General features: G+C 71.8%; 12 protein-coding genes. 9 read left to right on the forward strand and 3 right to left on the reverse strand.

The genetic code is table 11. The annotated features are described in order from the left end of the window. Positions 1 to 105: 105 nt before the first annotated feature. On the reverse strand, positions 106 to 1,266 hold the full coding sequence (locus ABZ297_RS43565) for a thiolase family protein (RefSeq protein ID WP_355359359.1): 1,161 nt from the start codon (positions 1,264 to 1,266) through the stop codon (positions 106 to 108). 88 nt (positions 1,267 to 1,354) lie between these two features. Between ABZ297_RS43565 and ABZ297_RS43570 the strand changes: the two genes are divergently transcribed. Continuing rightward, positions 1,355 to 1,825 (forward strand): helix-turn-helix domain-containing protein, encoded by a 471-nt coding sequence (locus ABZ297_RS43570; protein ID WP_355359362.1) that lies wholly within the window; start codon positions 1,355 to 1,357, stop codon positions 1,823 to 1,825. A gap of 9 nt (positions 1,826 to 1,834) precedes the next feature. Further along, entirely contained in the window at positions 1,835 to 2,425 is a 591-nt protein-coding gene (locus tag ABZ297_RS43575) for a hypothetical protein (protein WP_355359365.1), read from the forward strand. On the opposite strand, the gene ABZ297_RS43580 is transcribed toward ABZ297_RS43575, so the two are convergent. Then, positions 2,400 to 2,963 (reverse strand): TetR/AcrR family transcriptional regulator, encoded by a 564-nt coding sequence (locus ABZ297_RS43580; protein WP_355359368.1) that lies wholly within the window; start codon positions 2,961 to 2,963, stop codon positions 2,400 to 2,402. The genes ABZ297_RS43575 and ABZ297_RS43580 overlap by 26 nt on opposite strands. A gap of 54 nt (positions 2,964 to 3,017) precedes the next feature. Here ABZ297_RS43580 and ABZ297_RS43585 point away from each other — a divergent pair, with 54 nt between their 5' ends. Continuing rightward, positions 3,018 to 6,131: a cytochrome P450 gene (locus ABZ297_RS43585; protein ID WP_355359371.1), complete on the forward strand. Its 3,114-nt coding sequence runs from the start codon at positions 3,018 to 3,020 to the stop codon at positions 6,129 to 6,131. Between the two features lie 48 nt (positions 6,132 to 6,179). Here the strand turns inward: ABZ297_RS43585 and ABZ297_RS43590 are convergent, their stop codons facing one another. Next, on the reverse strand, positions 6,180 to 7,253 hold the full coding sequence (locus ABZ297_RS43590; RefSeq protein ID WP_355359374.1) for a serine hydrolase domain-containing protein: 1,074 nt from the start codon (positions 7,251 to 7,253) through the stop codon (positions 6,180 to 6,182). A gap of 215 nt (positions 7,254 to 7,468) precedes the next feature. Between ABZ297_RS43590 and ABZ297_RS43595 the strand changes: the two genes are divergently transcribed. From ABZ297_RS43595 to ABZ297_RS43620, 6 genes are all read left to right on the forward strand, one after another. After that, entirely contained in the window at positions 7,469 to 8,071 is a 603-nt protein-coding gene (locus ABZ297_RS43595; protein WP_355359377.1) for an ACT domain-containing protein, read from the forward strand. 102 nt (positions 8,072 to 8,173) lie between these two features. Beyond that, positions 8,174 to 8,686 carry a MaoC family dehydratase gene (locus ABZ297_RS43600; protein WP_355359380.1) on the forward strand — a complete coding sequence of 171 codons (513 nt, stop codon included), beginning with the start codon at positions 8,174 to 8,176 and terminating at the stop codon, positions 8,684 to 8,686. An 18-nt stretch (positions 8,687 to 8,704) separates the two neighbouring features. Next, positions 8,705 to 9,868, forward strand: a complete 1,164-nt coding sequence (locus tag ABZ297_RS43605; RefSeq protein WP_355359383.1) for an acyl-CoA dehydrogenase family protein — start codon at positions 8,705 to 8,707, stop codon at positions 9,866 to 9,868. A gap of 66 nt (positions 9,869 to 9,934) precedes the next feature. Further along, positions 9,935 to 11,047: a cation diffusion facilitator family transporter gene (locus ABZ297_RS43610; RefSeq protein ID WP_355359386.1), complete on the forward strand. Its 1,113-nt coding sequence runs from the start codon at positions 9,935 to 9,937 to the stop codon at positions 11,045 to 11,047. Between the two features lie 91 nt (positions 11,048 to 11,138). After that, complete coding sequence (locus ABZ297_RS43615; protein WP_355359389.1) at positions 11,139 to 12,350, forward strand: acyltransferase; 1,212 nt, start codon at positions 11,139 to 11,141, stop codon at positions 12,348 to 12,350. 156 nt (positions 12,351 to 12,506) lie between these two features. Continuing rightward, positions 12,507 to 12,813: hypothetical protein (locus ABZ297_RS43620; RefSeq protein ID WP_355359392.1), on the forward strand; the 307-nt coding region annotated here is incomplete at its 3' end.

Genomic DNA, 12,813 nt, shown 5'->3' on the forward strand with positions numbered 1-12,813 from the left:
GCCCCCCCCCCGGCCCCCGCGGGGGGGGCGGGGGCCGGGTGCGCGGTCAGGCGGCCCCGAGGCCGCGGTTGGCGCCGGTGACGAGCGCGACACTTCCGTTGATCTTCATCGGATGCTCTCCAGGATGGTGGCGTTGGCGAGGCCCCCCGCCTCGCACATGGTCTGCAGGGCGTAACGGGCGCCGCGCCGGCGCATCGCGTGCACCAGGGTCGTCATGATCCGGGCGCCGCTGGCCCCGAGCGGGTGACCCAGCGCGATGGCGCCGCCGTGCACGTTGACCCTGGCGGGGTCGGCGCCGGTCTCCTGCTGCCAGGCGAGCACCACGCTGGCGAAGGCCTCGTTGACCTCGAACAGATCGATGTCGTCGAGCCGCAGCCCGGCGCGGCGCAGCACCTTCTCGGTGGCCGGGATGACGCCGGTCAGCATGAGCAACGGGTCGGAGCCGGTGACCGCGAAGCTGTGCAGCCGGGCCAGCGGGTGCAGCCCCAGCCTGGCGGCGGTCTCGCCGCTGGTGATCAGCAGGGCCGCCGCGCCGTCGTTGACGGGGCTGGCGTTGCCGGCCGTGACCGACCAGTCGATCTGCGGGAAGCGCTCGGCGTAGCCGGGGTCGGCGAAGGCGGGCCTGAGCCCGGCGAGGATCTCCATGGTGGTGCCGGGACGGATCGACTCGTCCCTGGTGAGCCCGGCGATGGGCGCGATCTCGTCGGTGAGGTCGGCGGCGGCGGCCTTGGCGTGCGATCCGACGGAGAAGGCGTCCATCTGCTCGCGCGTGAGCGACCACTTGGCGGCGATCAGCTCGGCGCTGATGCCCTGCGGGACGAGCCCGCCAGGGAAGCGGGCGGCGACACCCGGCCCGAACGGGTCGGCGCCCGGTGGCACGTTCGACCACATCGGCACCCGGCTCATCGACTCCACGCCGCAGGCGATCGCCACGTCGTAGGCGCCGGAGATGACGCCCTGCGCGGCGAAGTGGACGGCCTGCTGCGACGAGCCGCACTGCCGGTCCACGGTGACGGCGGGCACCGAGTCGGGGAAGTCGGCCGACAGCCAGGCGTAGCGGGTGGTGTTCATGGCTTGCTCGCCGACCTGGTCGACGCAGCCGCCGATCACGTCGTCGACGAGGGACGGGTCCACGCCGCTGCGGTCGATCAAGGCGCGCAGCGTGTGGGCGAGCAGTTCCACCGGGTGGACCCCGGCGAGCGCGCCTCCCGGCTTGCCCTTGCCGATCGGGGTGCGCACGGCTTGCACGATGACCGCGTCGCGCACGGCGTCCTCCTGTGTCAGTTGGAAAACTGGACTCAGTGTAGCCCGGGTGCGTTGGGAAATCCAACGCACTCCGCGTAGCCTGGTGGGCATGACGACCGCACGTCCCTGCTCCATCGCCGGCGCGCTCGGCGTGATCGGCGAGAAGTACTCCCTGCTGGTGCTGCGGGAGGTGTTCTTCGGCGTGCGCCGGTTCGACGCGATGGTCCGCAACATCGGCGCGCCGCGCGACATCCTGGCCGCGCGCCTGCGCCACCTGGTCGAGGCGGGAGTGCTGGAGAAGGTCGCCTACAGCGAGCGCCCGCCCAGGTACGAGTACCGGCTGACGGAGGCGGGGGCGGAGTTGCAGGGCGTGCTGCACCTGCTCAGGCAGTGGGGCGACCGGCACCTGGCCGACCGGCCGCCGGTGGTGTTCGAGCACGCGTGCGGCGACACACTGGACGCGGAGGTCGTCTGCCGCTCCTGCGGCGAGCAGGTCGCGCCCGGCTCGCTGTCGGCGCGCTTCCAGATCCCGGGCTGGGGTGTGGCGGGCGCCACTGCGGCGGAGCGCCCGGCCGGATAACGTCTGATCATGGACGATACCGGGCGGATCGGCGGTCTGCCGGAGATCGTGGAGCGGGAGATCGGCTCACCGTGGCAAGGCTTCCTGGCCGAGCCCCGGGATGGCGGCCGGTCGGGGGTGCTGGTGCTGTCCGGGTCCAGCGGCCGGATCGAACGCGAGCGGTGCCGGGTGCTGGCCGCGCAGGGCGTGACGGCGCTGTCCATCCGCTGGTTCGGCGGGCCCGGCCAGGCGCCGGGCATCTGTGAGATTCCCCTGGAGACCTTCACGGCCGCGATCGACCTGCTCCGGGAGCGGGGGCTACGGCGGATCTCCGCGCTGGGGCTGTCCAAGGGTGCCGAGGCCGTGCTCCTGCTGGCCACGCTCGACCAGCGGCTGGACGCCGTGATCGCGATCTCCCCGACCTCGGTGGCCTGGGCCAACGTCGGCGCCGGGCTCGACGGCGTCACCAGGCCGCAGCGGTCGTCCTGGACGTGGCGGGGAGTGCCGGTGCCGTACGTCGCCTACGACGAGGGCGGGATGCCCGAGGCCGACGCCGCGCTGGGCGCCGCCGCCTGGCCCCACCTCGTGGAACTCGTCACCGGCCGGACAGCCCGTAGATGATCAGGTTGATGGCCGTGTCGAAGGCGCGGTCGATCTCCTCCTGGTTGTGATCGGGGTCGAGGTGCCCCCTGGTCTCGGAGAACACGAACCCCGAGACGAAGGCGTACAGCACGTCGCTGGTGCGGCGCAGCTCCGGCTCCGGCACCCCGGCGGCGCGCAGGATGCGATGCAGCACCTGCCAGAGGCCGCTCTGCTTGTCGGCGACGATCTCCGGGTGGTTGTGCACGTAGACCCATAGGGCCGGATGGGTGCGGGCCATCGTGTGGTAGGCCAGGGCGAGCGAGCGGAGCTGGTCCTGCCAGGGTGAGCCGTCGTCCGGGGGGAGTTGCAGCTCGTCCGGCACCAGGTGGCAGAGCGTGCCGATCAGCGCCTCCCTGCTCTCGACGTGGTGATACAGCGACATCGGGTTGACGTTCAGTGCCGCGGCGAGCTTGCGCATCGACAGGCCCTCGACGCCGCCCTCGTCCACCATGCGCAGCGCCGTCGCACGGATCTCTTCCTGGCTCAGGGGGGCACCCCTGCGCGCGCTCACTCCCATACACCGTATGGTAGCTTCAGCCATACGGTGTATGGCTAATTCATGGGAGGCTACATGAAGGAGATCCCGGCCCCACCGGGCCTGCCGCTGCTCGGCAACACCCTGCAGATCCCGGCGCACGGGCCCATGGTGTACTTCAACGAGCTGGCGAGCAGGTACGACGAGGGCATCTTCCAGATAGAGCTCCTCGGTCGGAAGGTGCTCTGGGTCTACGACCCCGACCTGGTGGCCGAGGCGTGCGACGAGAGCAGGTTCCGCAAGCGGATCGAGCCGCCCCTGTCGATCGTCCGCGACTTCGCCGGCGACGGCCTGTTCACCGCCGAGCTGGACGAGCCGGTGTGGGGGCAGGCGCACCGCATCCTGATGCCCGCCTTCAGTCAGCGCTCGATGAAGGCGTACTACCCGCAGATGCTGGAGGTCGGCGAGCGACTGGTCGGGTCCTGGGCCGCCCGCCAGGGGCAGGACCTCCCGGTCTCGGACGACATGACCAGGCTCACCCTCGACGTGATCTCGCTGACCGGCTTCGGCTACCGGTTCAACTCCTTCGACTCGCCCGAGCTGCACCCGTTCCTGAAGGCCATGGGCGGCGCGCTGACCGAGGCCATGCTGCGCAACCGGCAGATCCCGCTGGTCACCAAGCTCAAGCGCAAGCAGGACGAGGGCTACCGCAACGACATCCGGATCATGCGCGACCTGGTCGACGAGGTCATCAAGCAGCGCAGGTCGGAGCCGCGCGGCGGGGCGAAGGACCTGCTCGGGCTGATGCTGGAGGCGTCCGACCCGAAGACCGGCGGGCGGCTGTCGGATGAGAACATCCGCAACCAGGTGCTCACCTTCCTGATCGCCGGGCACGAGACGACCAGCGGCCTGCTCTCCTTCGCCCTGTACAACCTGCTGCGCGACCCGCACACCCTGGCCAGGGCCTACGACGAGGTCGACAGGCTGCTGCCCGGCGACGAGCCGCCAGGCTACGAGGCGATCATGAAGCTGGACGTGATCCCGCGCATCCTGGAGGAGACGCTGCGGGTCTGGTCCCCGATCCCGGCGTTCGGCGTGACCGCCCTGCGCGACACCACGGTGGGCGGCTTCCCGGTGCCCGCGGACACGCCGCTCTTCGTCCTGCTCCCGAAGCTGCACCGTCACCCCAAGGCGTGGGAGCGGCCGGAGGAGTTCGACATCGACCGCTGGCTGCCCGAGAACAAGAAAGACCACCACCCGGCCGCCTACAAGCCGTTCGGCAACGGCGAGCGGGCCTGCATCGGCCGCCAGTTCGCGCTCACCGAGGCCAGGCTGGCGCTGGCCATGATCCTGCGCCGGTTCGCCGTCTCCGACCCCGCCGTCTACCGGATGAAGATCAAGCAGACGCTCACCCTCAAGCCCGAGGGGTTCACCGTGCGGGTGCGCGAGCGCAGGCCGCACGAGCGCGGGGTCGCCGTCGCCGAGGTGCCGGCCGAGGAGAGCACGCAGCAGGACCTCGCCGTCACCGGCGTCGCGCTCACCGTCGCCTACGGCTCCAACCTCGGCACCAGCGCCGACATCGCCGAGCGCCTCGCGGAACGGGCCGGGCGCGCGGGCCTTGCGACCACCCTGACCACCCTGGACGACCTGGAGCCGCCGCAGGAGGGGCTGCTCGTCGTGGTCGCCTCGTCCTACAACGGCAAGGCGCCCGACAACGCCCAGCGCTTCGACGCGCTGGAGAGCCTGCCCGACCTGTCGAGGGTGCGGCTGGCCCTGCTCGGCTGCGGCAACACCCAGTGGCCCACCTACCAGGACTTCCCGCGCCGCGCCTTCGACAAGCTCACGGCGGCCGGAGCCGTTCCGCTGGTCGAGCGGGGCGAGGCCGACGCCGACGGCGACTTCGACGGCGACGTCTCCGCCTGGACCGCCAAGCTGTGGGCCGCCGTGGCCGACGTCTACAGCGCCTCGGCCGAGGACGCCGGGCCGCGCTACGAGATGGAGGTGCTGTCGGAGGCCGAGGTCAGGCCCGCGGTCGTCTCCTCGAAGGCGTTCCCGCTGACCGTGGTCTCGACCGAGGAGCTGACCGGCGACCCGTCCGGGCTGTGGGACTTCTCGCTCGAGGCGCCGCGCCCCGGAGTCCGGTCGATCGTGGCCAGGCTGCCCGAGGGCGTCACCTACTCAGCGGGCGACCACCTGGCCGTCTTCGCCAAGAACGACCCCGAACTGGTGGAGTGGGCGCTGCGCTGCCTGCGCGTCCCGAGGGAGCAGGTGGTACGGCTGCGCGCCGCCGGAGCCACCCACCTGCCGGTGGACACGCCGGTCACGGCCGGGCTGCTGCTGACGGAGTTCGCCGAACTGCAGGAGGTCGCCACCCGGGCGGACCTGGAGGCGCTGGCCGCCCACACCTCCTGCCCGTGGACGCGTGGGCAGCTTGCCGCGCTGACCGCCGACTACGCCGAGGAGGTCCTGGCCAAGCGGCTGTCGCCGCTGGCGCTGCTCGACCGGTTCCCCGCGATCGAGCTGCCGCTGCCGGTGTTCCTGGAGATGGCCGGGCCGATCAGGCCGCGCTACTACTCCGTCTCCTCCTCGCCGCTGGCCGGCCCCGGGCTGGTCAGGATCACCGTGGGCGTCGTCGAGGGGCCCGCGTGGTCGGGCAGCGGCGAGTACCACGGCATGTGCTCGGCCTACCTGGCCGGGCTGGCCGAGGGCGAGGTGTTCTACGGCTACATCAGGGTGCCCGCGCCGCCGTTCCGGCTGCCGGACGACCCCGCCACGCCGGTCGTCCTGGTCGGGCCCGGCACCGGGTTCGCCCCGCTGCGCGGCTTCCTGGAGGAGCGCGCCCTGTCGGGGGCGACGGGCCCCGCCGAGGTGTTCGCCGGGTGCCGCCACCCGGAGCACGACTGGCTGTACCGGGAGGAGGTCGCGGGCTGGGCCGAGGCCGGGCCCGTCCGGGTGCACGTCGCGTACTCGGCCGTGCCGGGGCATCTGTACAGGTTCGTCCAGGACGCCGTCGCGGCCCACGCCGACCGGGTGTGGGAGCTGCTCGGGCAGGGGGCGCACGTGTACGTGTGCGGGGACGGGCTGCGGATGGCGCCCGCCGTCCGGCAGGCCCTGATCACGATTTATCGTGACAAAACCGGCGAGGACGGGGAGGCGTGGCTGGCCGCCCTCGACGAGCAGGGCCGCTACCAGCAGGACGTCTTCGCCTAGCGGCACGACCTGATGGAGCCCGCCCGGCTCGGGGGCCGGGCGGGACGCTCAGCAGAACACCGTGCCGAGCGCCTTCGGCAGGGCGTCGGCCGGAGTCTGGCCGGTGTACGGGTTGGCCGACAGGACCAGCGTGCGGCCCGAGTCGGACCTGAGCGCGTACGTCAGGTACCCGAACGTGCCGCCGCTGTGCCCGTACACGCTGCCGCCGCACGGCAGCTTGAACTCCTGCAGGCCCAGCCCGTACCGCATGCCGTCGGCGGCGGGCAGGGTGGTGCGCATCTGCTTGAGCGCGGACTGACTGGTCAGCTTCCCGCCGAGCAGGGCGTCGAAGAAGGTGGCGAGATCGGCGGTGGTCGAGATCATCTCACCTGCGCCGAACTCCAGGGACGGGTTCATCCTGGTCGCGTCCACTGTCCGGCCGTTGTAGCGGGCGTAACCGCGGGCGTGCGGGCGCGGCATCGCGGTGTCGTGACCGGGCAGCAGCGTGTGCTCCAGCCGGAGCGGGCGCAGGATGCGTTCCTTGACGGCCTGCGCGTACGGCTTCCCCGTCAGCTTCTCGACCAGCATGGCGGCGACGACGTAGTTGGTGTTCGAGTAGTGCCATCCGCCGCCCGGCTCGAAGTAGGGCCGCTTCGACAGGCCGACGGCCAGCAGTTCCTGCGGCGTCTGGTCGTAGAGCGTCTCCTTGGGGCGGTAGTCCCTGGCCGACCAGCCGGGGATGCCCGCGCCCGCGTAGTCGAACAGGCCGCTGGTGTGGTTGAGGAGTTGGCGCACGGTGATCGGGCTGCCCTCGGGGAGCGCGCCGGGCAGGTGCTTGTCCACCTGGTCGTCAAGGCCGAGCTTGCCCTCGTCCGAGAGTTGCAGCAGGACGGTGGCGACGAACGACTTGGTCACGCTGCCCACCCGGAAGTAGCCGCGCGCGTCGGCGGGCGCGTGCGTCCGCGCGTCGCGGTAGCCCACCGCGGTGGACCAGTCCTCGCCGCCGTCGCGGACGAGGACCAGCGCCGCCGACACGGCCTGCGCCTTCACGAGGTCGTCGAGTTGCTGCCGCAGGGAGTCGTGCGGACCGGTGAGCGCGGTGCTCAGGGCGAGGGCGAGGGTCATGGACTTCGTCAGGATCATGTCGAACACGCTAGGAATCGGGGTACCGTCCGGGCCATGAGGCGGGCCGCACGGCTTGCTGGGGAAAACCACAGGTGGCCAGGCGTGTGTGCTGGTCGACAAAGCCGGATTAATCGCTGCATGCTGGGAAATATCCGCAGCATGCGTGACATCTCCATGGAACGTGCCCGAAACCTTTGCGCGGCACTGTGAGAGCCTCTGGAAAGGAGGCGGCAATGCTGCTGCGACTGAGGGTGTCGCTGCCGGACCGGCCGGGCTCGCTGGGGCAGGTCGCGAGGGCGCTCGGCGCCCTGGGGGCCGACATCCTGCAGGTCACCGTCCTCGAACGCGAGGGCGGCAGGGCCGTCGACGACTTCACCGTGTCCTGGCCGGGCTCAGTGGGTGCGGACGAGGTCCGCGACCGGATGTCGGCGGTCCCGGGAGTCCGCGTCGAGGGTGTCTGGCCGACCAGGGAGGTGCCGGGCTCGGCGCCCGACTACGACCTGCTCATGCACGTCGCCGCGGAACCGTCACGCGGGATCGCGACGCTGGTTGACGCGCTGCCCGGGCTGTGCGGCGCCGAGTGGTCGCTGGCTCTGGCCGGTGACGCGATCCTGCACGCGAGCCTGGCCGCGCCGGACGCCTTCGCGCTGCCCGAGGTGCCGCCGCGGGCGGCCACGATCGCGTCCGACAAGCTCTGGCTGATGCTGCTGCCGGTGGCGGCGCACGGCCTGCACGTGGTGGTGGCGCGCGCCGACGGGCCCGGGTTCCACCGTGCCGAGCTGGAACGCGCCGCCCGCATCGTCGCCGTGGTCGCCACGCTCGCCGCCCGCGCCTGACCGCCGCGACGGCGCGCCCCTCCGCCCCCCTCCTCGCGTGATCGCCCGGTCGCCGACGGCACTGTAATAATGTTCTGTACGAGTGCCTGCGAGGAGCCGCCCGTGACCGTTCACGAAGCCAGCATCGGCCGCTACTACGAGGACTTCGTGGTCGGCGACGTCTACCAGCACCCACTCGGCCGCACGATCAGCGAGGCCGACAACACCTGGTTCACGTTGCTGACGATGAACACGAACCAGAACCACTTCAACGCGCACTTCGCGGCCAAGGCCCCCGTCGGGAAGATCATCGTGAACTCGGGGCTGACGGTCGCGATCGTCCTCGGGCTGTCGGTGATGGACGTGAGCCAGACCGCCGTCATGAACCTCGGCTGGGACGACATCAGACTCACCCACCCCGTCTTCGTCGGCGACACGCTCTACGCCGAGTCCAAGGTGACCGGCAAGCGGGAGTCGAGGTCGCGGCCGTACGCCGGGATCGTCACCTGCCGCACCAGGGGCCTCAACCAGGACGGCGACGAGCTGATGTCGTGGCAGCGGACGGTCATGGTCTACAAACGCGACGCGCCGCACGACAAGGGCTACTTCCCCCAGGCCAAGACCGGCCCGCTGTGAGACCCCCAGGAGGCAGGGATGGACTTCGAGCTGAACGACGAACAGCGGGCCTTCCGCGAGACGCTGCGCGCCTTCGTCGACAAGGAGATCGTGCCCGTCGCCACCGAATGGGAGCACTCGGGCAGATACCCCGGCGAGATCATCGAGCTGATGAAGCAGATGGGCCTGTTCGGCCTGACCGTGCCCGAGGAGTACGGCGGGCTCGGTGCCGACATGGTCTCCTACGCGCTGGTCTTCGAGGAGATCGCCCGCGGCTGGATGGGCGTGGCGGGCACGATCGGCTCCCACTCGCTCGCCTGCCTGATGATCGCCCGGCACGGCACCGAGGAGCAGCAGCGCCTCCACCTCCCCGACCTGGCGAGCGGCGCCCGCCGCACCGGCATCGCGCTCACCGAGCCGGGCGCGGGCACCGACCTCCAGGGCATCCAGACGCGGGCCGTCCGCGACGGCGACCACTACGTCGTGACCGGCACCAAGACGTGGATCACCAACGCCCGGCACGCCGACCCGCTGCCCGTGCTGGTCAAGACCTCCGTCACCGAACCCGCGCACAAGGGCATGTCGGTGCTGCTGGTCGACCCGTCGGCCGACGGGTTCAGCGTCAGCCGCGACCTGCCCAAACTCGGCTACAAGGGCACCGAGACGTGTGAGGTCGCGCTCGACGGCGTCCGCGTGCCCGTCGGCGCGCTGCTCGGCGGCGTCGAGGGACGCGGCATGCAGCAGGTGCTCGGCGGGCTGGAGATCGGCCGCATCAACATCGCCGCCCGCGCCGTCGGCGTCGCCCAGGCCGCCTACGACGCCGCGCTGAACTACGCCCGCGAGCGCACCGCGTTCGGGCAGCCCATCGCCGAGTTCCAGGCCATCCAGCTCAAACTGGCCGACCTCGCCACCGAGATCCAGGCCGCCAGGCTGCTCACCTACTGGGCCGCCTCCCGCGCCGACGGCGGCAACCGGGTGGACATGGAGGCGGGCATGGCCAAGTACTTCGCCTCCGAGGTGGCGCTGAAGGCGTCGCTGGAGTCGATGCGGATCCACGGCGGGTACGGGTACTCGCAGGAGTACGTGGTCGAGCGGCTCTACCGCGACGCGCCGCTGATGGCGATCGGCGAGGGCACCAACGATGTCCAGCGGATGGTCATCGCCCGCGCGCTCGTCTCCGGCAAGGGCAGCGTCGGCTGGTGACGTCCTTATGCCGGCCTGACATGCTGGCCTGACGGGGGATGTCCGCGCCGCACGCGAGGGGCCGCCATGTCTGACCACCAGCGAGAACACCACCAGCACGACGCGACTGGGCACGCGCATGACCACGCGCATGACCACGCCACTGCCCACGCCCCTGGGCACGGCCACGGGCATGGGCACGGGCGCGAGGGGCTGATCTCCAGGGTGTGGCACGCCGTCACCCCCCACAGCCACGACAGCGTGGGCAGGACCGACGCCGCCCTGGAAGGCAGCGCCCGCGGGCTGCGCGTGCTCGCCGTCTCGTTCGCCGTCCTGATGACGACGGCGGCCATCCAGGCCGTGATCGTCGTCCTGTCCGGCTCGGTCGCGCTGCTCGGCGACACCCTGCACAACCTCGCCGACGCGCTCACCGCCGTGCCGCTCGCCATCGCGTTCTCGGTCGGCCGCCGCGCCGCCACCCGCCGCTTCACCTACGGCTACGGCCGGGCCGAGGACCTGGCGGGGATCGTCATCGTGCTGATCATCGCGGCCTCCGCCGTGCTCGCCGGGTACGAGGCCGTCACGCGGCTGGTCGAACCGCAGCCGGTCAGGGCGCTCGGCTGGGTCGCGGGAGCCGCCGTCACGGGGTTCCTCGGCAACGAGTGGGTGGCCCGCTACCGGATCACGGTGGGCAGGCAGATCGGCTCGGCCGCCCTGGTCGCCGACGGGCTGCACGCCAGGACCGACGGGTTCACCTCGCTCGCCGTGCTGCTCGGCGCGGGCGGCGCGGCGCTCGGCTTCCCGCTCGCCGACCCGATCGTCGGTCTGCTCATCACCGTCGCCATCCTGTTCGTGCTGCGGGACGCCGCCCGCGAGATCTACCACCGGCTGATGGACGCCGTCGACCCCGCCCTGGTGGACCAGGCCGAGGCCGTCCTGCGCGCGGTCTCCGGGGTCGAGCGGGTCGGCTCGGTTCGGCTGCGCTGGATCGGCCACGCGCTGCACGCCGAGGTGGACATCCTCGTCAGGCACGACCTCACGATGGTGGACGCGCACGCGGTCGCGGTGCGGGCCGAGCACCGGCTCATCCACGATCTGCCCCGGCTGCGGGCGGCGACCGTCCACACCGACCCGCTCGGCCCGGCGGGCGCCGACCACCACGCCGCCCTGTCAACCCACCGGCACCCTCATCATTCGTAGCCACACCTGAGCATCGGCACCCTCGCCACGACCGGCCTCCCCGGCACGCGGACACAGCGTTCCTCCAGGGAAGACGGGTAGGTTGGGGCGGGTGCCGATCGCACCTGTCCCGACCGAGCCCCCGCGCAACCTCGCCCCCACCAGGCTCGCCTGGCTCGACGCGCTGCGCGGCGTCGGCGCGACGGCCGTGGTCGCGGAGCATCTGCTGCCGTGGTTCCTGCCTTCGCTGCGGCCGTACTGGTTCAACCTGGGCGTCTACGGCATCCTGGTGTTCTTCCTGGTCAGCGGCTACATCATCCCGGCATCGCTGGAGCGGCACGGCGACCTGCGGGCGTTCTGGATCAGCCGGGCCTTCCGCCTCTACCCGCTCTACCTGGCTGTCATCGGGCTGGTGCTCGCGCTGGCGTGGTGGGTGCCGGTGCGCGAGGCCGTCCCGCGCGACGGGTCGGCGGTGGCCGCGCACGCGACGATGCTGCTCGACGTGGTCAACGTCGGCGGCGTCACCGACACCATGTGGACCCTCTCCTACGAGATGGTCTTCTACCTGCTGGTCACCGCGCTGTTCACGGTGCGGCTGCACGAGCGCAGCGGCCTGCTCGCCACGCTGTTCGGCGCGGGCGCCGTCTCGGCCGGGCTGGTGCTGCCGGGGGCGCTGGTGTCGGGCGGCTGGCTGGCGTACGCGTCGGCGGCGGCGCTGGTCGCCGGGCTGGCATGCGTGGTGACGGGCAGGCTGCGCACGATGGCGGCGTGCGCGCTCGGGCTGATGGCGCTGGCCCTGCTGGTGCTGAGCAGCCGGGTGCCGTGGCTGGGCGTGGCCGTGGTGGCGGTCATGTTCGCGGGCACCGCCGTCCACCGCTGGGAGCGGGGCACGGGCGGCCTGTGGCCGGTGGCGGTCACGACGGCCTTCGTGGCGATCGCCCCGATCTGGGCGATCGAGGCGGGCTGGTGGTTGGTCGAGCCGGACGTGTGGATCACCACGATCGCGCTGGCGGCGGCCACGTTCGCGGGCGGCATGGCACTGCGCGGGCGGCGGGTGCCCCGCTGGCTCAGCTGGCTGGGGCTGATCAGCTACTCGCTCTACCTGGTGCATCACCCGCTGCTCAAGTTCTTCGTCGAGATCACCGGCGACCTGCGCGGGGCGCCCCTGCCGGTGCAGGTCGCCCTGGCGGTCACGGCCCTGGCCGTCATCCTGGCGGTCAGCGCCCTGGCCTTCCGCTTCGTGGAGAAGCCCATGCAGTCGCTGGGCCGCCGCCTGGCCCGCGTCGGGAACCCCGCGCCCGCGAATCCATCCGCGTCGCCCTGATCGCCGCTGGCCCCCGCCCTTAGCATGAGCGTCTCGACAGAGACCACGTGTCCTCCCGTCACCGGCCCCAACTTCCTGCACATCATGTGCAGGAACATGCCCTTCGCAGCAGTGTCCCGTGGGAGCGGTGGCAGGGCGAGAGAGAGGGTGACGGCCATGCCCGGGTTGCTGGTGCTGATGGGGTCGGGCGAGACGAGCCCGACCATGGTGGAGATCCACCGTTCCGTGGCGCGCGGGCTCCGCGCCGGAGCGCGGGCCGTCCTGCTCGACACCCCGTACGCGTTCCAGGAGAACGCGGCCGACATCTCCGCCAGAGCCCGCCAGTACTTCGCCCGCAGCGTCGGCCTGGACGTCACGGTGGCCTCCGACGTCACCGGAGCCGATTGGGTCTTCTCCGGCCCCGGCAGCCCCACCTACGCCCTGGACCGCTGGACGCGGAGCCCGCTCGCGGGCGACCTGCGGG

Source organism: Nonomuraea sp. NPDC005983, assembly GCF_040614375.1.
Lineage (GTDB): Bacteria > Actinomycetota > Actinomycetes > Streptosporangiales > Streptosporangiaceae > Nonomuraea.

Coding starts and splice junctions, on each gene's coding strand:
- ABZ297_RS43570 (WP_355359362.1), top strand. CDS start 1,355: ATGACGACCGCACGTCCCTGCTCCATCGCCGGCGCGCTCGGCGTGATC.
- ABZ297_RS43575 (WP_355359365.1), top strand. CDS start 1,835: ATGGACGATACCGGGCGGATCGGCGGTCTGCCGGAGATCGTGGAGCGG.
- ABZ297_RS43580 (WP_355359368.1), bottom strand. CDS start 2,963: ATGGGAGTGAGCGCGCGCAGGGGTGCCCCCCTGAGCCAGGAAGAGATC.
- ABZ297_RS43585 (WP_355359371.1), top strand. CDS start 3,018: ATGAAGGAGATCCCGGCCCCACCGGGCCTGCCGCTGCTCGGCAACACC.
- ABZ297_RS43590 (WP_355359374.1), bottom strand. CDS start 7,253: ATGATCCTGACGAAGTCCATGACCCTCGCCCTCGCCCTGAGCACCGCG.
- ABZ297_RS43595 (WP_355359377.1), top strand. CDS start 7,469: ATGCTGCTGCGACTGAGGGTGTCGCTGCCGGACCGGCCGGGCTCGCTG.
- ABZ297_RS43605 (WP_355359383.1), top strand. CDS start 8,705: ATGGACTTCGAGCTGAACGACGAACAGCGGGCCTTCCGCGAGACGCTG.
- ABZ297_RS43610 (WP_355359386.1), top strand. CDS start 9,935: ATGTCTGACCACCAGCGAGAACACCACCAGCACGACGCGACTGGGCAC.